The sequence below is a fragment of the Rhizobium sp. 05L429 genome, assembly GCF_056397645.1.
In genome coordinates, this window is the sequence record NZ_JBFTNV010000015.1 from 40,085 (window position 1) to 61,245 (window position 21,161).

20 protein-coding genes are annotated in these 21,161 nt (G+C 61.3%); 4 read left to right on the top strand and 16 right to left on the bottom strand.

All coding sequences use genetic code 11. The features are described 5' to 3' along the window. Positions 1 to 197: 197 nt before the first annotated feature. The 6 genes from solA to AC1DNW_RS17370 all read right to left on the bottom strand — a co-directional run bounded on the left by solA (position 198) and on the right by AC1DNW_RS17370 (position 6,020). A complete protein-coding gene (solA, locus tag AC1DNW_RS17345) occupies positions 198 to 1,328 on the bottom strand; it encodes an N-methyl-L-tryptophan oxidase (protein ID WP_477853794.1) in 1,131 nt (376 codons plus the stop codon). Positions 1,329 to 1,338: 10 nt separating this feature from the next. Continuing rightward, positions 1,339 to 2,832, bottom strand: coding sequence for an HAL/PAL/TAL family ammonia-lyase (locus tag AC1DNW_RS17350; protein WP_477853796.1), 1,494 nt, complete (start codon positions 2,830 to 2,832; stop codon positions 1,339 to 1,341). After that, positions 2,829 to 3,605, bottom strand: coding sequence for an ABC transporter ATP-binding protein (locus AC1DNW_RS17355; RefSeq protein ID WP_477853798.1), 777 nt, complete (start codon positions 3,603 to 3,605; stop codon positions 2,829 to 2,831). Before AC1DNW_RS17355 ends, AC1DNW_RS17350 begins: the two co-directional genes overlap by 4 nt. A gap of 27 nt (positions 3,606 to 3,632) precedes the next feature. Continuing rightward, entirely contained in the window at positions 3,633 to 4,337 is a 705-nt protein-coding gene (locus AC1DNW_RS17360; RefSeq protein ID WP_113509000.1) for an ABC transporter permease subunit, read from the bottom strand. A 10-nt stretch (positions 4,338 to 4,347) separates the two neighbouring features. Continuing rightward, positions 4,348 to 5,073 carry an ABC transporter permease gene (locus AC1DNW_RS17365; RefSeq protein ID WP_477853800.1) on the bottom strand — a complete coding sequence of 242 codons (726 nt, stop codon included), beginning with the start codon at positions 5,071 to 5,073 and terminating at the stop codon, positions 4,348 to 4,350. Between the two features lie 104 nt (positions 5,074 to 5,177). Beyond that, entirely contained in the window at positions 5,178 to 6,020 is an 843-nt protein-coding gene (locus tag AC1DNW_RS17370; protein WP_113509002.1) for a transporter substrate-binding domain-containing protein, read from the bottom strand. A gap of 191 nt (positions 6,021 to 6,211) precedes the next feature. On the opposite strand from AC1DNW_RS17370, the gene hutC (AC1DNW_RS17375) reads away from it, so the two are divergent. Beyond that, on the top strand, positions 6,212 to 6,967 hold the full coding sequence (gene hutC / locus AC1DNW_RS17375; protein ID WP_113298982.1) for a histidine utilization repressor: 756 nt from the start codon (positions 6,212 to 6,214) through the stop codon (positions 6,965 to 6,967). A gap of 50 nt (positions 6,968 to 7,017) precedes the next feature. Here the strand turns inward: hutC (AC1DNW_RS17375) and AC1DNW_RS17380 are convergent, their stop codons facing one another. From AC1DNW_RS17380 to hutI, 5 genes are read right to left on the bottom strand one after another with little or no spacing between them, the layout of a single operon-like run. Then, positions 7,018 to 7,602, bottom strand: coding sequence for a HutD/Ves family protein (locus AC1DNW_RS17380; protein WP_477853802.1), 585 nt, complete (start codon positions 7,600 to 7,602; stop codon positions 7,018 to 7,020). Between the two features lie 3 nt (positions 7,603 to 7,605). Beyond that, the gene (gene hutU, locus AC1DNW_RS17385; protein ID WP_477853804.1) at positions 7,606 to 9,294 is read right to left on the bottom strand and encodes a urocanate hydratase; all 1,689 of its coding nucleotides are present in this window, start codon (positions 9,292 to 9,294) and stop codon (positions 7,606 to 7,608) included. Between the two features lie 16 nt (positions 9,295 to 9,310). Beyond that, on the bottom strand, positions 9,311 to 10,111 hold the full coding sequence (gene hutG, locus AC1DNW_RS17390) for an N-formylglutamate deformylase (RefSeq protein ID WP_477853805.1): 801 nt from the start codon (positions 10,109 to 10,111) through the stop codon (positions 9,311 to 9,313). 1 nt (position 10,112) lies between these two features. Beyond that, complete coding sequence (gene hutH, locus AC1DNW_RS17395) at positions 10,113 to 11,648, bottom strand: histidine ammonia-lyase (protein WP_477853807.1); 1,536 nt, start codon at positions 11,646 to 11,648, stop codon at positions 10,113 to 10,115. Continuing rightward, the gene (hutI, locus tag AC1DNW_RS17400; RefSeq protein ID WP_477853809.1) at positions 11,645 to 12,904 is read right to left on the bottom strand and encodes an imidazolonepropionase; all 1,260 of its coding nucleotides are present in this window, start codon (positions 12,902 to 12,904) and stop codon (positions 11,645 to 11,647) included. The genes hutH and hutI overlap by 4 nt, the downstream gene beginning before the upstream one ends. A gap of 124 nt (positions 12,905 to 13,028) precedes the next feature. Between hutI and AC1DNW_RS17405 the strand changes: the two genes are divergently transcribed. Further along, entirely contained in the window at positions 13,029 to 14,375 is a 1,347-nt protein-coding gene (locus AC1DNW_RS17405) for a formimidoylglutamate deiminase (protein WP_477853811.1), read from the top strand. 57 nt (positions 14,376 to 14,432) lie between these two features. Further along, positions 14,433 to 15,158, top strand: coding sequence for a histidine utilization repressor (gene hutC, locus AC1DNW_RS17410; RefSeq protein WP_477853912.1), 726 nt, complete (start codon positions 14,433 to 14,435; stop codon positions 15,156 to 15,158). Positions 15,159 to 15,310: 152 nt separating this feature from the next. Here the strand turns inward: hutC (AC1DNW_RS17410) and AC1DNW_RS17415 are convergent, their stop codons facing one another. The 5 genes from AC1DNW_RS17415 to AC1DNW_RS17435 all read right to left on the bottom strand — a co-directional run bounded on the left by AC1DNW_RS17415 (position 15,311) and on the right by AC1DNW_RS17435 (position 19,812). Beyond that, a complete protein-coding gene (locus AC1DNW_RS17415) occupies positions 15,311 to 16,036 on the bottom strand; it encodes an NAD-dependent epimerase/dehydratase family protein (protein WP_477853813.1) in 726 nt (241 codons plus the stop codon). A gap of 106 nt (positions 16,037 to 16,142) precedes the next feature. Next, positions 16,143 to 17,585 (bottom strand): MocR-like pyridoxine biosynthesis transcription factor PdxR, encoded by a 1,443-nt coding sequence (gene pdxR / locus AC1DNW_RS17420; protein ID WP_477853814.1) that lies wholly within the window; start codon positions 17,583 to 17,585, stop codon positions 16,143 to 16,145. A gap of 40 nt (positions 17,586 to 17,625) precedes the next feature. Then, complete coding sequence (locus tag AC1DNW_RS17425; RefSeq protein ID WP_477853816.1) at positions 17,626 to 18,252, bottom strand: FMN-dependent NADH-azoreductase; 627 nt, start codon at positions 18,250 to 18,252, stop codon at positions 17,626 to 17,628. Then, positions 18,249 to 18,686 carry a GNAT family N-acetyltransferase gene (locus AC1DNW_RS17430; protein ID WP_477853818.1) on the bottom strand — a complete coding sequence of 146 codons (438 nt, stop codon included), beginning with the start codon at positions 18,684 to 18,686 and terminating at the stop codon, positions 18,249 to 18,251. Before AC1DNW_RS17430 ends, AC1DNW_RS17425 begins: the two co-directional genes overlap by 4 nt. A 100-nt stretch (positions 18,687 to 18,786) precedes the next feature. Then, complete coding sequence (locus tag AC1DNW_RS17435; RefSeq protein ID WP_477853820.1) at positions 18,787 to 19,812, bottom strand: LacI family DNA-binding transcriptional regulator; 1,026 nt, start codon at positions 19,810 to 19,812, stop codon at positions 18,787 to 18,789. A gap of 272 nt (positions 19,813 to 20,084) precedes the next feature. On the opposite strand from AC1DNW_RS17435, the gene AC1DNW_RS17440 reads away from it, so the two are divergent. Beyond that, positions 20,085 to 21,131 (top strand): ABC transporter substrate-binding protein, encoded by a 1,047-nt coding sequence (locus tag AC1DNW_RS17440; RefSeq protein ID WP_113298969.1) that lies wholly within the window; start codon positions 20,085 to 20,087, stop codon positions 21,129 to 21,131. Positions 21,132 to 21,161: the final 30 nt, after the last annotated feature.

A 21,161-nucleotide genomic window follows, 5' to 3' on the forward strand; every position in this document is an offset into this window, starting at 1 on the left:
CTTCCTCCGGCCCTTCCGATCTCCTTAGCGGTACTGTCCGTTCGAACAAGAGACAGATCAGTGAATTTGGCGTTCTGCGTTTCGGCGAGATCGACGCGAGCGATGATCTTAAGATCGTTCACGAGTTTCGCTCGCAGGCGGCTCGCCGAGCCGCAGATGCTCTCCGGGCTGCCGTTCGCGAGCCGCCGCCCGCCGTTCTAGACCTTGGCGAAGGAGAAGGCGTCGATGGGCAGATCGGTCTGCCCATGAACGGCAAGGTCCGCCAGGATTTCACCGACGACGCTGGTGAACTTGAAGCCATGGCCGGAGCAGGGAGAGGCGACGACAATGTTCCTTTCGCCAGGCACGTGGTCGAGCAGGAAATCCTCGCTCGGCAGCATCGTATAGCGGCAGGTCGCTGCCTTCATGCGAAGACCTGTTGCGCCCGGAACGCGCTTCCTGATGAAGCTGTCAAGCAAATCCCGATCGGCATCGTTGACCGGCGGGTTTGGCTTGTTGGGATCGATCGGCTCGCGGAAATGTGCGTGTTTGCCGACCTTCACCCCATCGACGCCGATGGCGGGAAAACCGAAATAGGTGCCTTCTGCGCCTTCGTCCCGCAGGAAACAGGGCATGCGCTGCGGTTGCGCCGCGAAATCATCCTGCGGCTGGTACCAGGCAACGACCTGGCGGATTGGCACGGCGGCCTGCTTCAGTTGGGGTATCAGTTCGGCAATCCACGATCCGGTTGCCACAATGATTTTCCCTGCACGATACCGCCCGGTTTCAGAGATGATCGTCACACCGGCATCATCGGGCTCGATTGTCGTTACCTTCTCGCCGAAATGCAGGACGGCACCGTCCTCAACGGCAAGCCTCAGGTAGCCCATGACTGCCGCCTCGGGGCGAAGATAGCCGCCCTGCGGGTCGAGCAACGCCATCTCGTGGTCGTCGAGCTGGAAGGCCGGAAAGCGGCGCGCCATCTCCGCCTTGTCCAGCGCCTCATAGGCAAGTCCGTGCAGTTCGGAAGAGGCGCGCGTGCCGGCAACGATCTTGCTGTCGGGTGCGCCGATCTGCAGGACGCCTGTGATCGTCAGAATGTCCGTCTGCAGGCGGTCTTCCAGCGACCGCCAGTTCAGGTAGGCGCGCTTGAGCAGTGGAACATAGGACGGGTCCTCGAAATAGCCGAGCCGGATCAGGCGGCTGTCGCCATGTGAAGAACTCAACGCATGGGCGGGAAAATAGGCATCGAAACCGATCGCCTTGACGCCGCGGGCCGCGAGAAAGGCGAGCGCAGCACTTCCCATGGCACCGAGGCCGATCACGGCGACGTCGAAGTGAGCGGTCATGAACGTCTCCTCAGGATATTGCCGGCGCTGCAGCCTTGCTGACCAGTCTGCGCAGAGTCTCGATGTCGTGCGAAAGCGGCCGATCATCGGCGTAGGGGGGAACTATCGCGCGAACGGCTTTGTAGACAGCATCGGTGCCCGGCGCTCTCGAGCCGGTACCAACAAGGAATTCGTGGGCCTGTGCAGCTGCCATCAGTTCGATCGCAAGGATATATTCGGCATTTTCGATCAGCGCCAGAAGCTTGTTGGCGGCCGGGGTCGGATGCGCCAGGAAATCTTCCTGCAGGCCGGATGTTATGCCGCCATCAGTGGAGGCCGGTGCTGAAAGCCGCCGGTTCTCGTTGGCGAGGGCGGCTGCCGTATATTGCGCGATCATGAAGCCCGAATTGCTGCCGGCATCGCTCGCCAGGAATGGCGGCAGGCCGCTCACGAGCGGATTGACAAGGCGGTCCATGCGCCGCTCGCTCATGGCAGAGACCTGTGCAAGCGCCGTTGCCAGACTGTCGGCTGCCAGCGCAAGCGCCGGTGCGACGGCATGTGCTTCCGACGAGACGATTGGCTGTTCCGGCGTGCCTGACACGGCGGGATTGTCGGTGACGGAGGCAAGCTCTTGATTAACGACGAATGCCGAGGCATCGAAGACATCACGCGCGCCACCATGGGCATGTGGCACCGCACGCAGGCTGAGCGCATCCTGCGTGCGCCTGCCATGGGCTGCAACGATGAGCTCGCTACCGGCAAGCCGGGCACGCAACGACGCGCCGACATGGCCGATGCCCTTCGAATGGCGGAGCGCCAGTACGGCGGCGTCGAAAGCCGCGATCTGGCAACCGGCCGCTTCAAGCGTGAGTGCCGCGATCGCATCGGCCCAGTCGAGAAGCCGCTCGGCGCGCGCCAGGGCAACACTTGCAAGCCCGGTCGCGCAGGCCGTGCCGTTGACGAGGCTTAAGCCCTCCTTCGCACCAAGCACCAGCGGTTCGAGGCCGATGGCGGTAAGCGCTTCCCGGCCGCTCATGCGCGTGCCCGCAACACTGGCGCTGCCTTCGCCGATAAGAACCAGCGCATTGTGGGCGTTGTGGGTGAGGTAACCGGCCGACCCTTTCGAGGGAACGTCGGGAATGCAATTCTTTTCGAGAAAAGCGATGAGATGTTGAACGATCTCGGCGCGCACACCGGAATGCCCGTGGGCAAAATTGGCGATCTGCGCTGCGATGATGGCGCGTACTTCGCGCGGCGCCAGCAGCGCGCCGATGCCGCAGGCATGGCTGAGGATGATGTTGCGCGACAGCCTGCTCTGCGAGGCGCGATCGACCACGGTGTCGGACAGCGCGCCAACGCCGGTATTGATGCCATAAGCCCGCACGCCGGTCTCGACGATGCGCTCGACGATCCGGCTTGCATTGATGATGCGATCCCAGGCCGGCTGCGACAGCGCCAATGTCCCGCCCTCGGCCATGCGCGCGATATCGCGCCAGCCAAGCACCGTCTCGATGGTGATGGTCATTGGCCGCTTCCGAAATGGCCGATGAACTGGCGGAAGGCCGGCGATGCGCCGCCGCCGAACATTTCGTTCGGCGTGCCGCTGCTTTCGACCAGCCCTTCGCGCATGAAGACGACGCGGTTCGACACATTGCGGGCAAAGCTCATTTCGTGGGTGACGACGAGCATGGTCATGCCCTCTTCGGCGAGCGCGCGCATGACGCGCAGCACTTCGCCGACCAGTTCCGGATCGAGCGCCGACGTCGGCTCGTCGAACAACATGACCTTCGGCTTCATGGCGAGCGAACGGGCAATGGCCGCCCGCTGCTGCTGGCCGCCCGAAAGATGCGCCGGGTAGGCATGGCGCTTGTCGGCAATGCCGACCTTCTCGAGCAGCGCTTCGGCTTCGGCGATGCATTCAGCCCGTGGCCGCTTCAGCACATGGACCGGTCCTTCGATGACATTCTGCAGGATGGTCATATGCGACCACAGATTGAAGGACTGGAAGACCATGCCGAGTTCGGAGCGGATGTGATCGACCTGCTTCTGGCTCGCCGGTTTCGTCCGGCCGTTCTTGTGGACCATCTGGATATGTTCACCGTCGACCCAGATTTCACCGTCGCTCGCCACTTCAAGCAGATTGATGCAGCGCAGGAAGGTGGACTTGCCCGAGCCGGAGGCGCCGAGCAGCGAGATGACGTCGCCATCTTCGGCATCGAGCGATATGCCGCGCAACACCTCATGGGTGCCGAAGCTCTTTCTGATATTGCGGACCGAAAGTCGGGTTACGCCGGGCATGGAAGCTCCAATCACGTTCAGTCGGGTTCAAGCCTTCAGCGCCGGCGGAATGGCGCGGCGATGTCGGGACAGCCAATATTCCAGGAGGGACATGCCCTGCAGGATGATGAAGTTCAAAACGAGGTAGATGATGGCGGCACAGAGGAAGACCTCCATCGTCCGGTAGGTCTGAGAGATCAACCGCTGCGCCACCCCCGTCACTTCCCAGACCGTAACCAGGCTCGCAAGTGCCGTCGATTTCATCATCAGCACGATCTCGGTCGAATAGGCCGGCAGCGCATGCCGGAAGGCGATCGGCGCCAGGATCCGGCGCACCATCAGGAAGCCGGACATGCCGATGGCGCGCGCTGCCTCGATTTCCTTCGGCGAGACGGCGCGAATGCCGCCGCGGAAGATCTCGGCCGAGTAGCCGGCAGTGCAGAGTGCGAGCGAGAGAACCGCGCAGACCATCGGCTCGCGCAGGAAGGGCCAGAGGAAAGAATAGCGGATGACGCCGAACTGGCCGAGCCCGTAAAAGACCAGGAACATCTGGATCAGGAGCGGCGAGCCGCGGAAGACGAAGATGTAGCCCTTGGCGAAGCCGGAGAGGATCGGATTGCCGCTGACGCGCATGGCGACGATGACGAGCGCCAGCAATCCGCCAAAGAAGATCGACAGAAAGAACAGGATCAGCGTCGTCGGCACCGCTTTCAGGAGTGTGATCATGGCGCTGGAGAGGAAAGCGATATCCATCTGACTCTCCCTATGCCTGGCCCATAGCCGAGGCGGGCATGCTGCGATTGGCCTTGCGCTCGGCGCCGTTGAAGACACGGTCCGACAGGCTGGTGAGGATCAGGTAGAGCGCGCCGCCGACGATATAGAAGAAGAAATATTGTCGGGTAGAACCGGCGGCGACCTGGCTCGATCGCATCAGTTCGGCAAGGCCCGTCACCGAAATCAGCGCCGAATCCTTCAAGCTGAGCTGCCAGACATTGCCGAGGCCAGGGATGGCAAGGCGCAGGACTTGGGGAATGATGATACGGCGAAACCTGAGGCCGCGATGCATGCCGATCGCCGAGGCGGCCTCGAGTTCGCCCTTGGAAATTGAGTTATAGGCGCCTCGATAGACCTCGGCCTGATAAGCGCCGGAGATGATGCCGACCGCAAGCGCACCGGCAGCGAAGGACGGCAGGCCGAGAAAGCCCTCATAGCCCATCGACTGGCCGATCGCGGTAATGGCTGAGGAGCCACCGAAATAGATCAGATAGATGATCAACAGCTCCGGCACGCCGCGAAAGACTGTGGTGTAGATATGGCCGATCGTGGCGAGCGCGAAATTACCGGAGAGTTTAGCCGCCGCGATGATCGCGCCGAGCACCGCACCGATCGCCAGCGCGGTGGCGGTGACGCTGAGTGTCAACAGCGTGCCGAGAAGCAGAAATGCTCCCCATCCTGTTGAGCCGAAACCAATGAGTTCGATTGTCGCCATGGGCCTTCCCAGCGCTTTCGTCGTCGTTATGACGGGCGGTCAGAATAGCACGTGGTCTCCGATCACAAAGCGGAGACCACGGGACGCGGCATTCTGTCGAAAGCTTAGTTCTGCGGGCTGACGTCGACCTTGAACCACTTCATGGAGAGGTTTTTGACCGTGCCGTCGGCAAGTGTCGACTTGATGGCTTCGCTGAGCTTGTCCCGCAGGTCCGTGTCGGCCTTGCGGATGCCGAGGCCTTCACCTTCACCCCAGATCGAGCCGACGATTTCCGGGCCGGTAAAGGCGAGCGTATCGTTAGCGGATGCAAAGGCGTTGGCGAAGTAGACGGCATCGTCGAAGCCGAGGTCGATACGGCCGTTCTGAAGGTCGAGATCGCGGTCGGCGCCCGTCTTGTATTCGCGGATTTCGGCGATGCTGCCGAAATTGTCATAGACGAACTTGGCGTAGACGGTTGCCGCCTGGATGCCGATCGTCTTGCCCTTGAAGACTTCCTTGAGTGCGTCGATTTCCTTTACGCCGGTCTGGCCGGGCGTCATCTTAATCGTAGCACCTGTGCCGGCGGCATTGGCAAGCGGGCTGTCCTTGGCGGTGGCAAAGGCTGCCGGCGTCGCGGCATAGGGAATGGTGAAGTCGATGACCTGCTTGCGCTCATCTGTGATCGACAGTGCATCCATGATGACGTCGAACTTGCCGGCATTCAGCGCCGGGATCATGCCGTCCCAGTCGGATGCGACCAGGGTGCATTCGATCTTGGCGCGTTCGCACAGGATCTTGGCAAGCTCCGGTTCGAAGCCGCCGAGCGAGCCGTCGGCATTGGTGAGGTTCCAGGGAGCGTAGGCGCCTTCGAGCGTGATGGTCGCCTTCGTCCAGTCCTTGGCGGCGGCAGGAGCCGCAAAGGCGGCTGCCGTCATCGCGCAGGAAAGAAGTATCGTGCTCAGCTTCATTGATGTGATCTCCTCTGAGATTGGACAGACCTTGCGGTATGAATGCCGATCTTTGCCGGCTTGCCCGTCCTGATCCTTCGTTTCATTCTAGGATCGGCAGGTTGTATAGGGTACCATATGAAATATTTTATGATATGCAAGTGGAAAGTCGATTTAAAAGGCAGATTCCACTCATGCAAAGGGAATAGGCAATGAAGCGTTCCGGCGAGATGAAACGCGAACTGGCGGAGAATGACGGTGGCCCGCTTTATGCTGGCGTCAAGCAGGTCATTCTCGACCGGATCCGCAGCGGCGAATGGCCGCCGCGCCACCGCGTGCCCTCCGAAAACGAGCTGGTGGTGGAGCTCGGCGTCAGCAAGATGACCGCCAACCGGGCGCTCCGCGAATTGGCGAACGAGGGCGAACTCCTCCGCATCCAGGGCGTCGGTTCCTTCGTTGCGGAACGCAAGGGGTATTCGGCGCTCTTCGAGGTGCGCAATATCGCCGACGAGATCGCTGAGCGCGGCCACGTGCATGAGGCTGATGTCATCGTTCTGGCTGAGGAGACGGCCTCCCCGGAGGTTGCTGATGCGCTGGAGCTTGAGATTGGTGCCCCTGTTTTCCACTCGCTCATCGTCCATAGCGAGAATGGCGTACCTGTTCAGATCGAGGATCGCTTCGTCAATCCGGGGGCGGTGCCGGACTATCTGGCGCAGGACTTTTCGACGCTGACGCCCAATGCCTATCTGACGGCAGCGGCACCCCTCAGCGCGTCGGAGCATATCGTCGAGGCGGTGGTGCCGCGCGCCTGGGAATGCAAGCTGCTGACAATCCTGCAGAATGAACCATGCCTTGCCATCCGCCGCCGCACCTGGTCGGCCCGCCAGGTGGTTTCCACAGCCCGTCTCGTCTATCCCGGACACCGCTACAGGCTGGAAACGCGCAGCGGCAAGATCTTCGAGGAATGATCCAGTTGTATATGGAACTTGCTCCGAAAAAGCTGTGTTTCCAGCAGCGTTCATGGCTTTTCCGCCCTGTCGATTGAAATGGCGTAGAAAAGCGCCCGACCGTCGAGGCTCAGCCTGTCCCCTTTGCTGTCTTCGAACAGCAGCGCATCACCGGCGCTAAGCTCGATCCTCTCCGTGCCTGCGTGCACCGTTAGGTTTCCGTTGGCGCAGAAGAGCATGGAGGTTGCCTGCGCAAACTCCTCACTTCTCCCGCCATCGATCTTGAGCCGCGCGACAGTGTGCCTGACGGCACTGCGCCGGGTCATGACGTTCAGGTCGGTGATCGCTCCATCAGGCAGCGTTGCCGAGACCGCAATGTCGGCAGCAAAGGCGAGTGGATCGCTTTCCTGCGTCAACAGCACCGGATCGCGCCCCTCGATGAGGAGCCGCATGCCATTGCCTTCCAGGATCGACAGCGTGCGGTCGATCCCGGGAAAGACGGAAAAAGGCCCGTCGGAGGCGACGCTTGCCATGCTGACCCGCCAGTCGAAATCGGCAAGCCCGGCACCTTCAGGCGAAATGGCGATTTCCACCGTTTCGCCGCCGCCGTTCTTCCACGGCATGCGCTTGTGATCGGCAGCCCGCAAGACCTTCATGGCTCAGTTTCCAAGGATACCGGGCAGGCGAAGGCCCTTTTCCTTGGCGCAATCGATGGCGATGTCATAGCCGGCATCGGCATGGCGCATGACACCGGTCGCCGGATCGTTCCAAAGTACGCGTTCCAGGCGGCGGGCCGCATCGTCAGTGCCGTCGGCGCAGATGACCATGCCGGAATGCTGCGAGAAGCCCATGCCGACGCCGCCGCCATGATGCAGCGAAACCCAGGTGGCGCCTGAGGCAGTGTTGAGCAGAGCGTTCAGGAGCGGCCAGTCGGAGACGGCGTCCGAACCGTCCTTCATCGCTTCCGTCTCGCGGTTCGGCGAGGCGACGGAGCCGGAATCGAGGTGATCGCGGCCGATGACGACGGGCGCTTTCAGTTCGCCGTTCCTGACCATCTCGTTGAAGGCAAGGCCGAGCCGGTGGCGATCACCGAGGCCGACCCAGCAGATGCGTGCGGGCAGGCCCTGGAAGGCGATGCGCTCGCGCGCCATGTCGAGCCAGTTATGCAGGTGCTTGTTGTCGGGCAGCAGCTCCTTCACCTTGGCATCGGTCTTGTAGATATCTTCCGGATCGCCCGAGAGCGCTGCCCAACGGAACGGACCGATGCCGCGGCAGAAGAGCGGCCGGATATAGGCGGGCACGAAGCCGGGGAAGGCGAACGCGTTTTCCAGGCCCTCGTCCTTGGCGACCTGGCGGATATTGTTGCCGTAATCGAGTGTGGGAACACCGGCATCCCAGAAGGCGACCATCGCCTCCACATGCGCCTTCATCGAGGCGCGGGCAGCAACTTCGACGGCCTTCGGATCGCTCTCGCGCTTGGCCTTGGCTTCGGCAACGGTCCAGCCGACCGGCAGGTAGCCGTTGCGCGGATCATGCGCCGAGGTCTGGTCGGTGACGATGTCGGGGCGCGGGCCGCCTGCCTTCATGCGACGAACGAGTTCCGGGAAGATTTCGGCGGCATTGCCGACGAGACCAACCGACTTTGCTTCGCCGGTCTTGGTCCATTTGTCGATCATGGCAAGCGCTTCGTCCAGTGTATGGGCCTTTTCGTCGACATAGCGGGTACGGAGGCGAAAATCGATGCGGGTTTCATCGCATTCAACGGCAAGGCAGCAGGCGCCGGCCATGACGGCGGCCAGAGGCTGTGCGCCGCCCATGCCGCCAAGTCCGCCGGTCAGGATCCACTTGCCCGTGAGATTGCCGTCATAGTGCTGACGACCGGCTTCGACGAAGGTCTCGTAAGTGCCCTGGACGATGCCTTGCGTACCGATATAGATCCATGAGCCGGCCGTCATCTGGCCGTACATGGCAAGGCCCTTCTTATCCAGCTCGTTGAAATGATCCCAGGTCGCCCAATGCGGCACGAGATTGGAATTGGCGATCAGCACGCGCGGCGCATCCTTGTGCGTGCGGAAAACGCCGACCGGCTTGCCGGACTGTACGAGCAGCGTCTCGTCCTCGTTCAGCGTCTTCAGCGTTGCGACGATGCGGTCGAAATCGTCCCAGGTGCGGGCGGCGCGGCCGATGCCGCCATAGACGACGAGCTCATGCGGATTTTCGGCGACATCGGGGTCGAGATTGTTCATGAGCATGCGCAGCGGTGCTTCGGTCATCCAGCTCTTGGCGTTCAGCTGATCGCCGCGCGGCGCACGGACGTCGCGGATATTGTGGCGCGGGTTTACGGTCATGATGATGTTCCCTTGTTTAGCGTTTCAGACCGAGCGCGATCTCTTCGATCCGCGTCAGGATGGATTTGAGATGGATGCGCAGATTGTCGGCCTCCTCCTCGTCATAGGCGAAGGGCGGTGCCTCGGTTGCAAGATGCGTGGATTGGGCAAGCTCCATCTGGATGGCGTGTACGCCGGTTTCCGGCCTGCCGTAATGACGCGTGGTCCACCCACCCTTGAAGCGGCCGTTCAGGATGCTGTCGTAACCCGCCGCGGCCGCGGCAATGGCGACGGTCGCCTGCTCGATTGCCGGATCGCAGGTCTTGCCCATATCCGTGCCTATATTGAAATCCGGCAGCTTGCCCTCGAAGAGGAAGGGGATGTGGGAGCGGATCGAGTGGCAGTCGTAAAGGACGACGACGCCGTGAATGGCTTTCACCCGCTCGATCTCGGCTGCAAGGGCGGCGTGGTAGGGCGCATGGTAGTCGCGTAGCCTGATGGCGATATCGGCTTCGGTCGGCTCCGCTCCCTTCTTCCAGATCGCCTTGCCGTCGAAATCCGTCTCGGGGATCAGCCCGGTCGTGTTCTGGCCCGGATAGAGGCTGGTGCCAGAGGGATCGCGGTTGGCGTCAAGCACGTAGCGGTGGAAGGTGGCGCGTACGCTGGTCTGGTTTTCGAGCAAACCGTCATAGAGATGGTGGATGTGCCAGTCGGTATCAGCGAGCAGGCGGCCATTGTCATCAAGGCGCTCCCAGATATCAGCGGGAACATCGGTGCCCGTATGGGGAAAGCCGAGGATGACGGGGGAGGTGCCTTGCTTGACCTCGAAAACGGACATGTCAGATCTCCAGAACGGGCAAAATGCCGCTTGAAACGGATGCGTTGAGACCGCCATTTGCAACAAGCGTCGTTGCAGCCTTCAGGTCATTGGCCATGTACCGGTCCTCCTCCAGAGATGGCACCACGGTGCGGATGGCAGCGATGGCATTGCGAAGCTCGGGACTGGTCGCAAGCGGTGCGCGAAGCTCCACGCCCTGTGCGGCGGTCAGCGCCTCGATGCCGATGATGCTGAAGAGGTTTTCGGTCATTGGCAGAAGCCGTCGCGCACCGTGGCAGGCCATGGAGACATGGTCCTCCTGATTGGCCGATGTCGGCGTCGAATCGACAGAAGCCGGATGCGACATCTGCTTGTTCTCGCTCATCAGTGCGGCAGACGTGACCTCGGCGATCATCAGGCCGGAATTGAGCCCAGGCTTCTTGGCGAGGAAGGCCGGCAAGCCGTAGGAAAGGGCTGGATCGACCAGCAGTGCGATACGGCGCTGCGCGATCGCCCCGATCTCGCAGACCGCAAGGGCGATCTGGTCGGCGGCGAAGGCCACGGGCTCGGCGTGGAAATTGCCTCCGGAGACGACCGAATTGTCTGACAGGACCAGTGGATTGTCGGTCACCGCATTGGCTTCGATTTCCAGCGTGCGGGCGACCGAGCGCAGGAGATCGAGGCAGGCGCCGTCGACCTGCGGCTGGCAGCGGATGCAATAGGGATCCTGAACGCGCTCATCACCCTCGATATGGCTCTGGCGGATCGGCGAGTTTTCAAGCAGCGCCCGCAGGGCCGCCGCCGTATCGATCTGGCCGCGATGGCCTCGCAGCGTATGGATATCGGGATGGAACGGTGCCGATGAGCCCATGGCGGCATCGGTCGACATGGCGCCGGTGATCAGCGCCGATTGCGCTGCCCGGTGCGCCCGGAAAAGACCGGCCAGCGCCAGGGCCGTCGAAGTCTGCGTGCCGTTGATGAGCGCCAGCCCTTCCTTCGCGGCCAATACGACTGGCTGAAGCCCGGCTTTGACAAGCGCGGTTGCGCCATGCAGCCTTTCGCCACCGAAGAAGGCTTCGCCGTGACCCATCATCACTGCCGTCATGTGGGCAAGCGGCGCAAGATCGCCGGAAGCGCCGACAGAACCCTTTTCCGGGATCACCGGGATGACGCCCCGCGCCATCATCGCTTCGATCAGCCGCACGATGTCGAGCCGCACGCCGGAGGCGCCGCGGCCGAGAGAAACGAGCTTCAGCGCCATGATCAGGCGAACCACATTTTCCGGCAGCGGCTCGCCGACGCCACAGCAATGGGACAGGATGAGATTGCGCTGGAGTGTGGCCACATCGGCGCTGTCGATCTTGATCGAAGCGAGTTTACCGAAGCCGGTATTGATGCCGTAGACCGGCGCATTGCCGGCGGCGATCTCGGCAATACGTTTCGCCGCCTTGAGGATCCCCGCATTAAATGACGGGTCGAGCTTTGCCGGAATGCCCGTCCAGTAGATGGTTGCGAGGTCCTGAAGTGAAACGGAACCCGGATGGAGGGTGATGGTCATCGGTTGATCCTCTGGCCCTTGAAGATGTGCGCATAGAGTGGGTTGAAGCCGATGCGGTAGACGAGCTCGGCCGGGCTCTCGATGTTCCAGATCGCCAGATCGGCGGACTTGCCGGCTTCGATCGTGCCGGTCTCAGCAAGCAAGCCAAGAGCGCGAGCGCCTTCGCGCGTCGCTCCGGCAATGCATTCTTCCACGGTCAGCCCGAAGAGTGTGGCCGACATATTCATGGTCAGGAGCAGCGAGGTAAGCGGCGAGGTGCCGGGGTTGCAGTCGGTGGCGACTGCGATGTGCACGCCGGCCTGGCGCAGGGCCTGAACCGGCGGCTTCTGCTTTTCGTTGATCGCATAGAAGGCACCCGGAAGCAGAACGGCAACAGTGCCGGCCGCAGCCATTGCCCGTGCGCCATCCTCATCCAGATATTCCAGATGATCGGCCGAAAGCGCGCCATAGGAAGCAGCGAGTTTTGCGCCGCCGAGATTGGAAAGCTGTTCGGCATGAAGCTTGACGGGAATAGCAAGCGAGCGGGCCTTGTCGAAGACTCGGCTAATCTCATTCACCGAGAAGGCAATGCCTTCGCAGAAGCCGTCGACCGCGTCGACGAGGCCTTCCGCGTGTGCCTGTTCCAGTCCGGGCAGGACGACATCGGAAATGTAATCCTGGTTTCGTCCCTTATATTCGACGGGCGTCGCGTGAGCGCCGAGATAGGAGGTGACGACGCGTACCGGGCGGACCGTTCCAAGGGTTCGCGCGGCCCGAAGCATCCTCAGTTCCGCCTCGATATTGAGGCCATAGCCGGATTTGATTTCGATCGTGGTGACACCTTCCGACAGCAGCGTATCCAGCCGCGGCAGCGCCGCCTCGACCAGTCCCTCGACGGACAGCGCATTGGTTGCCTTCACCGAGGAGACGATGCCGCCGCCGGTCCGGGCAATTTCTTCATAGGTGGCGCCCTCAAGGCGCATCTCGAATTCGCGGGCGCGATTGCCGCCATAGACGATGTGCGTATGGCAGTCGACAAGGCCCGGCGTGACCCAGCGGCCCTCAAGGTCGATGATCTCTGCTGTCTCGATCAGAGCGGAGGGGAGTTCGCCTTCCGACCCGGCAAACAGGATGCGCCCGCCCTCGGAAACGATGGCACCTTTTTCGACAATGCCGAGGCCCGAAATATCCTCCCGCAGCGTCGCTAGGCGCGCATTGCGCCAAAGCGAACGGGTGCTCGAACCGCGGCTCGATCCAGAAAATTTGTTCCCACTCATCAGCTTTACGCCTTTCTTTATGGGTGAATATGTATATACATAATAACAGTGGTGACAAGTGGAATTTATGGCCCTGTGCACAAAGGCAAGCGGACGGGCTTCATAAGAAGGAAGGGGAGCAATCATGACGAAACTTCATGCGACGACTGCCTTGCTGGCCGAAGGCTGGCGCAAGAATGTGCGCCTGACGCTTTCAGGCGGGCGGATTGCTGCAATCGAGACAGATGTCGCGCCTGATGTCGGTGACGAGCGCCACGCCGTTCTCCTTCCCGCGATGCCAAATCTCCATAGCCACGCCTTTCAGCGGGCCATGGCCGGCCTTGCGGAAGTCCGTGGTCCGGCCAATGACAGCTTCTGGAGCTGGCGCACAGTCATGTACAAATTCGCGCTGTCGATGACGCCCGAGCATGTCGAGGCGGTGGCCGCCAAGCTTTATATGGAAATGCTGGAAGCCGGCTTCTGCCGTGTCGGCGAATTCCACTATCTGCATCATGACAAGGACGGCGGTGCCTATGCCAATATCGCCGAGATGGCCGAACGGATTGGTGCCGCAAGTGCGGAGACCGGAATCGGATTGACGCTGTTGCCGGTGCTTTATGCCCATTCCGGTTTCGGCGGGGCAGCACCCATCGAGGGGCAGCGCCGCTTCATCAATTCCGCCGAAAGTTTTGTGCGGCTGATGGAAGCCTGCAGGCAGATTACCGGCAAGCTTGAAGGCGCCGAACTCGGCGTCGCGCCGCATAGCCTCAGGGCCGTCACGCCGGAGGAACTCTCGGTCGCCATCGAGCTCGCGGCCGATGGCCCGATCCACGTTCATGTCGCCGAACAGGTCAAGGAAGTTGAGGATTGCCTTGCCTGGTCCGGCGCCAGACCGGTGCAATGGCTGCTCGACCATGCACCGGTCGATCAGCGCTGGTGTCTCATCCATGCAACCCATATGACCGAGGACGAAACCCGCCGCATGGCAAAAAGCGGCGCCATTGCCGGGCTCTGCCCGATCACCGAAGCCAATCTCGGCGATGGCACCTTTTCCGCGCCGTTTTTCCTCTCCGAAGGCGGGCGCTTCGGCATCGGCTCGGATTCCAACATTCTGATTTCTATTTCCGAAGAGCTGCGCCAACTCGAATATTCCGAGCGCCTAGCGCTCCGCGCCCGCAATGTCATTGCATCGAGTGGCGGCTCCACCGGTCAGGCCCTGTTCGAGCAGGCGCTTACCGGCGGCGGTGCGGCGCTGAAGGCGCCGGCCGGTCTTTTGGCCGGCAACTATGCCGACATGCTGTCGCTTGATGCTGGCGCCGTTCCTTATCTCTCCGAAAACCAGCTGTTGGATCACTGGATCTTTGCCGGCGGTGTCACGGTCGATAGTGTCTGGGCACTCGGCCGCAAGCAGGTCGAAAACGGCCGCCATCGGCGTCGGGACCAGATTGACCGCCGCTTCATTGCCGCCATGAACGAGCTCTTGGCGGCATGACGATCTTTCCTCCCCGCTGCTTCGGCATTACAGCGAGAAAAGAGCCGGAGCGCAATGATGAATGAACCCAAGGAAACGACCTTACACCAGCGCATCCTCACGGATATCGAAGGTCGCATCGTCTCGGGCGAATGGCCGCCGGGTTATCGCATTCCATTCGAAATAGAGCTGACGAAGCAATACGACTGCTCCCGGATGACGGTGAACAAGGCTCTGACTCAGCTTGTGAAAGCCGGTCTCATCGAGCGCCGCAAGAAATCCGGCAGCTTCGTCATGCAGCCTCAGGCGCAGTCCGCGGTGCTCGAAATCCACGATATCAAGGCAGAGGTTCAGTCCCTCAACCTCGCCTATTCCTTCAAGGTCGCAAAGCGTGTCCGCAGGAAGGCGCAGGCCCTGGACCGGCAGATGCTCGATCTGCAGCAGAATTCCAGCCTCGTCGAAATCGTCTGCACGCATTATGCCGGAGCGAAGCCCTTTTGCCTGGAAAAGCGGCTCATCAACCTGCAAACGGTGCCCGAAGCAGCCGGCGAGGAATTCGAGGAAACGGCCCCCGGTCCCTGGTTGCTGAGCCAGGTTCCGTGGAGTACGGCCGAGCACAAGATCTTTGCGATCGGCGTCGATGAGGAGGAAGGCGCCATGCTCTCCATTCCGGCGTCAACCGCGTGTCTGGTTGTCGAACGACGCACCTGGAACAAGTCCGGCCCGGTTACGCATGTGCGCTTCGTTTACCCCGGCAATCGCCACGCGCTCTATGCGCGTTTTACGCCGGAAGCGGTGAAATAGGCCGGAACCATAAACTAAAAAGCGTCCGGTCACCTCGTATGACCGGACGCCCGTTATTGCCGCCGCACTGGGTCAACAGCTTCCCATAGAAAGCGGTTTCAGCGCCGTCAACATCCCCAAATTCAGGGTATTGCGAAAGTCGACGCTTACGATCAAACCGTAGATGCTGGACCGTTCCCAATTCCGTTTTTCGGAACCCAGCCCAGCACCGATCCGGCCTTGGCATTGGAAACCGGCCCGCCTGAATCGACAATGTTGAAGGCGCCGCCCACAGCTGTCTGGACGGCCAGCAGGGCAGCGCGCGCAGCGTCCTCGACATGCACGGTCACAGGCCCGTTCGGAGCGTCGGAGCCGGTTGCAGGCCCATAGAGCAGGCCATATCGCAGCACCGTCCCGGCAATGCCGGTAGTGCCGAGCGTAAGCGCTTCAAGCGTCCTGATTGCCACCGCGCTCTCCTGAAGCGGCGTCTCCTCGGTGAGCGGCGTGGCACCTGTCTGATAAGCCCAGGCGATGCTTTGCGAGATCAGCCGCTTCACCCCGGCCTTAACAGCGGCGTCGACAAGATTCTTGGTTCCCACTTCGCGCAGGTGGGCATTGCGGATGCGCCCCTCCTCGATCAGCGCCGGCTCCAGGCCATAGGGAAGGTCGGTTAGTTGATGGACGACGATGTCAGGTTTTGCCTGCCGTAGGGCTTCGGTGAGTGCCGCAGCATCGAAGACATCGATGACGACAGGTATGGCACCCGCCTGGCGCAGATGGTCCTGACGCTCGGGCTTTCGGGTGGTGCCGTAAACCTGAAAACCGGCCTCTTTGAGCATGGGGACAAGCCTGCGTCCGATCGCTCCAGTCGCACCGGCAAGAAAGATGGTTTCAGCCATTGGGTATTCCTCGAAATTCTATCACGATTAGATAAGGCGCTATCCCATACGCTTGGCCCGCGAAACAGAGACAAAAAGCCTCAATTGGACTAGACCAAGGCCAGCTTCATCCGTGATCGGCAACCGCTGTGCAGATAGCCTTGAGCCTGATGCAAAGCGATCGGGCCGTCTGCCGGCTTGCTACATTGGTGAACCCGAGGAGCAGGCCGCCGATGGAGGGCGATCCCATCTGCCACGACGACAGCGGCTGCAGGCCCAAACCTTCAGCGTGGGCCAGCTCCCCGATCTTGCTGTAGAGTGACCCCACTCCCCTGATCTGCACGACGAGATGCAGCCCGGCAGGCGGCGAGACAATCGCGATCCCGTCGCCGAAAACCTCGCGCAGGGCATCGGCCAGAAACTCTCGGCGCTCGGCATAGAGCGAGCGCATTTTCTTCAGATGGCGGATGAAATAACCCTGCTCCATGAATTCGGCGACGACGGCCTGATGGAATTCCGGGCAACCGGCGCTCATAAACCGGCTGGCGCGTTCGAAATTGCCGACCTCCGACAGCGGCGCGACGAGATAGGCGAGCCGGAGCGCCGGAAAGAGAACCTTGCTGAACGAGCCGGTAAACAACACACGTTCGTTCCGGTCCATGGCTTTCAGCGATAGCGGCGGCCGGCGATTGTAGCGATACTCGCTGTCGTAATCGTCCTCGACGATCCAGCGCTGCCCTTCCTCCGCCCATTTGAGCAGCTCGGCGCGGCGCTCCATCGACATCATCACGCAAAGCGGGCTCTGATTGGCAGGCGTGACGACGGCGAAACGTGCGTCGGGCGCACGCCGTCGGCCTTCTTCCACCACCATGCCGTCCTGATCGACAGGCACCGGATGAAGCCTCGTCTTCAGCGACAGCAGGAATTCCCGAACGATGGGATAGCCTGGATCTTCGAACCAGATGCCGTCGCCCGGTTGGTAGAGTGTGCGCATGATGAGATCGAGGCTGGCGCGATGGCCTGATGTCACGAAGACCTGTTCCGGCCGGCAGGCAATGCCGCGTGAGAAGGTGAGGTAGGCCGCAATATGCTCACGCAGTGCCATGAGGCCGGCAGGCCCTGGATAGGCGAGCTTTTCTGCCCCCACCTTCCGCGCCTCCCGATTGACGAGCCTGCTCCAGGTCTTTAGCGGAAAGGCGTCGAGTGCGGGAAGGCCGAGCTGCAGGGGTCGGACTTCGGGCCACTGTTTGAGCCCTTCGCTGCTTGCAATCGATATTGGCGCGGATGGCGCACTCGCTTTAGGCCGTCGCGCATCGACGAAGGTACCGGCGGTGCCGCGAAACTCGAAATAGCCTTCCTCGGCCAGAATCTGATAGGCGAGGTTGACCGTTCCGCGCGACAGCCCGAGTTCGCTCGCCAGCGCCCGAACCGAGGGCACCCTGTCTCCGGGCGCCAGCCTGCCTTCGGCGATGGCCGCTTTGAAGCGGGCTGTCACCTGCAGGTAGATCGGCCTGATATCTTCGGACGAAAGCGTGATGCTGGTGGCGTCTTCCGGTTTTTGCTTCGCCATGACAGCCGTTCTTTTCAAGACAGCGCGTGTGCTGCCGGCGCTACGATCCCATGAGGGCAGACGTTAGACCGAAGACTGGATCGGCAGCAAGTTGGCGATCGGCCTGCGCCAGGGCTTGCTCGGCAACATCCGGTCTCACCAAACCCTGCAGGCGGATGAAGCGCACATCCTCAAGGCCGATCGTCGCCAGAACATGGGTGAGATAAGCAGAGAGATAGTCGGGTTGGCGGGCCTGCGGACCGTGATAGACTCCACCCGAACCGACGACGATGAGCGTCGGGCGATCGGCGAGCAGGCCGACCTTATAGCCATCCCGATAGGTAAAGCTGCGCCCGCCGCGCAGCACATAGTCGATCCAGAGTTTCAGCGATGCCGGCACCGAAAAATTATGCATGGGTGTGGCGACGATCAGGTAATCGCAGACTTCGACCTCACGGATCAGCATTTCCGAATCGGCAAAATCGGGCGCGTCATGTTCAGCCTGGCCGATGATCGCGTCGGCATAGGCTGCCCTGATCGGCGAAGCATGGAGGCGCGAAAGGTCGCGTTCGACGAGTGCAGTGTCGGAGTAGGCGCTGAGCAGATTACTGGCTGCCTTTTTCGCCAGCGTATAGGCGCGCGATGCCGTGCCCATGGGGCTCGCATTGAGAAGCAGGATGGTCTTCATGCGCCGGTCTCCTCCAGAGCCTGACTGAAATGCAGGCCGCGGGAAAGAAGCCCGTTGCGGAAGTAGAAGCGCTGGGCGAGGGAATTAGCAAGCCCGGTGTCGAGCACCAGAAAGACGCGGCGATCGGCTTTTGCCAGCCTTCGCACCTCGACAATCAGGCCCGCGCCGAGTTGAGAGCGTTGGCTCGCCTGGCTGACCACAAGGTCGTCTATATAGGTGAAGCGGCCATAGATGAGGTTTTCAAGATGGCGATAGCCCGCCAGTCCCGAGAGCTTGCCATCCTGCCATATGCCGAGAAGCTTATAGCCCTCGCGCTGCTGCCGCTCGATGCGCTCGCGATAGATGTCGGCATCGTGGAGTTGCTGTCGCAACTCGCGCATGACAGGAAAGCTCTCGGCGATATCCTCTCTGGTTTCGATATGCTTGAAGATCATGTTCTGCTCTTGCTGAATTGAGATCGGCAAGAGCTAAGCCGTCCTTGGCCCGCTCAACAGAACCAAGAATCGAGAGATCGACTGGGCCAACAAAAGGCCATCAAGCGTCCTGTGCTTCCGGAATGAGCGGCGGAACCTGGATGACGACAGGCTTGTTCGCTCCGGATTCGATGAGCTCGAAGACCTTGTTCAACATGCCTGGCACATCCTGGCGCACCATCTCGATGCCATTTCCGAGTAAGGTGACAAAGGGGTCCCAGTCGAAGCAGCCGAGCACCAGACTGCGGTCGTCGAGATGACCGGAGCGGCGGATCCAGCGCATGACGCCTTCAAGCGAGATCGTCGAATTGATGAACATGCCCTTGGGCAGCGCGTTGGCCCCAAGGGCGCGCTCGTCCAATGCCTTTTCAGCCTTTTCCGGCGCATAGCCGCAGGCAAGGATATTCTCTTCATGAACGGAAACGCCGAGGTCGGCATGGGCCGCGCGGAAGCCGCGGATACGTTCGGCCGTGTTGTGGTCGCTGCCGCGGCCGCCGATGAAGAGCAGCGGCTCCATCTTGCCGAGCCGCTGCTCGCTGTTTTTCAGAATGCGGCGCGTCAGCTCGCGGGCACCGGCAAAGTTGTCCGATATGACCGACGGGGCGAGCGCGCCGGGCAGGTCGAGATTGAGGCTGCGCACGCCTGCGGCCGCGCACATTTCGGTGATCCGGTCGGGATCGGTCGCGCCCGTCGCGATCAGGCATTCGACCTGGTAGGACAGCATGGTGCGCGCGGCCTCGACCTCGAGCTCCGGGTCGCGGCGTGTGCAGGTGATGATCGGGAAAAGGCCGCGCGCACGCGCCATGTCTTCGAACAGTTCGACGATCGAGCCGAAGTAGCGGTTATCGTATTTCGGCACGATCATGCCGATAATGTGGGACTTTTCACGCCTTAGCAGGCTCGCCTGCATGTTCAGCGCATAACCCTGTTCCTCGGCGATCCGCATGATCTTTTCGGCAAGTTGGCTGCTGATCCTGCGTTTCTTCCAGTTGCCGTTGAGCACGGCGCTGACGGCGCTGGCCGATGTGCCGGCAAGGGCCGCCAGATCATAGATCGTCGTCCTCTTCGTCTGCTTGACGTGATTCAAAATGTCTTTCTCCATTTGGCCTAACTTGACATCAATCGGCAGAAGTGGCAATTCTTGCTTCATCGATTGAGCAAGCTTGCGCAATCGATGATACAAACCGGTCAACGGACCGGTACAGGGAGGTATTTCTAAGAAGCTACGGAGAGGTTGTCCTTTTGCGGGGACGCTTTGCTCGTCGTTTTCATGGCGGCGACGGCGGCGGCGAGCGGGCGAACCGTGGTGACTTCCAGCAATGCCTGGGCCTGTCTATCGATCACACCAAGGAGGAGAAAATGAATTATCGCAATTTGCTTATGGCCTCGGCGACCGTTTTCATCGGTTTTGCCGGCATGGCCTCGGCTCAGGAAGCGGCGACCGTCGCCTTCCTAATGCCCGACCAGGCATCCACCCGCTATGAGCAGCACGACTTCCCCGGCTTCAAGGCCGAGATGGAGAAGCTTTGCCCGAAGTGCACGGTGATCTATCAGAACGCCAATGCCGACGCCTCGCTGCAACAGCAGCAGTTCAACTCGGTCATCGCCCAGGGCGCTAAAGTGGTCGTTCTCGACCCTGTGGATTCTGCCGCTGCGGCCGGTCTCGTCGAAATCGCCCAGTCCCAGGACGTCAAGGTCATCGCCTATGACAGACCGATCCCGGACAAGCCGGCCGATTATTACGTCTCCTTCGACAATGAAGGCATCGGCTATGCGATCGCCAAGTCGCTCGTCGAGCATTTGAAGGCTTCAGGTGTTGCCGATGGCGCCGGCGTGCTCGAAATCAACGGCTCGCCAACCGATGCGGCTGCCGGCCTTATCCGCGACGGCATTCATCGCGGCCTCAAGGAATCCGCCTATAAGACGCTGGCCGAATATGACACGCCGGAATGGGCGCCGCCGAAGGCACAGGAATGGGCTGCAGGCCAGATCACCCGTTTTGGCGCCGACATCAAGGGCGTCGTCGCCGCCAATGACGGCACGGCAGGTGGTGCGATCGCCGCCTTCAAGGCCGCCGGCGTGAAGCCGGTTCCGCCGGTCACCGGCAATGATGCGACGATCGCAGCCCTTCAGCTCGTCATTTCCGGCGACCAGTACAACACGATTTCCAAGCCGTCGGAGATCGTTGCTGCTGCTGCCGCCAATGTGGCAGTGCAGATGATCAAGGGCGAAAAGCCTGAGGCCAAGACGACGCTCTACAATACGCCGTCGCAGCTTTTCGTTCCCGCCGTCGTGACTGCGGAGAACATCAAGGCGGAAATCTTCGACAAGAAGATCCAGACCGCCGAGCAGATCTGCACCGGCGAATATGCCGAAGGCTGCAAGAAGCTTGGTATTACCAACTAAACGCGCTTGAGTGAGCTCCGGCCGCGTTCG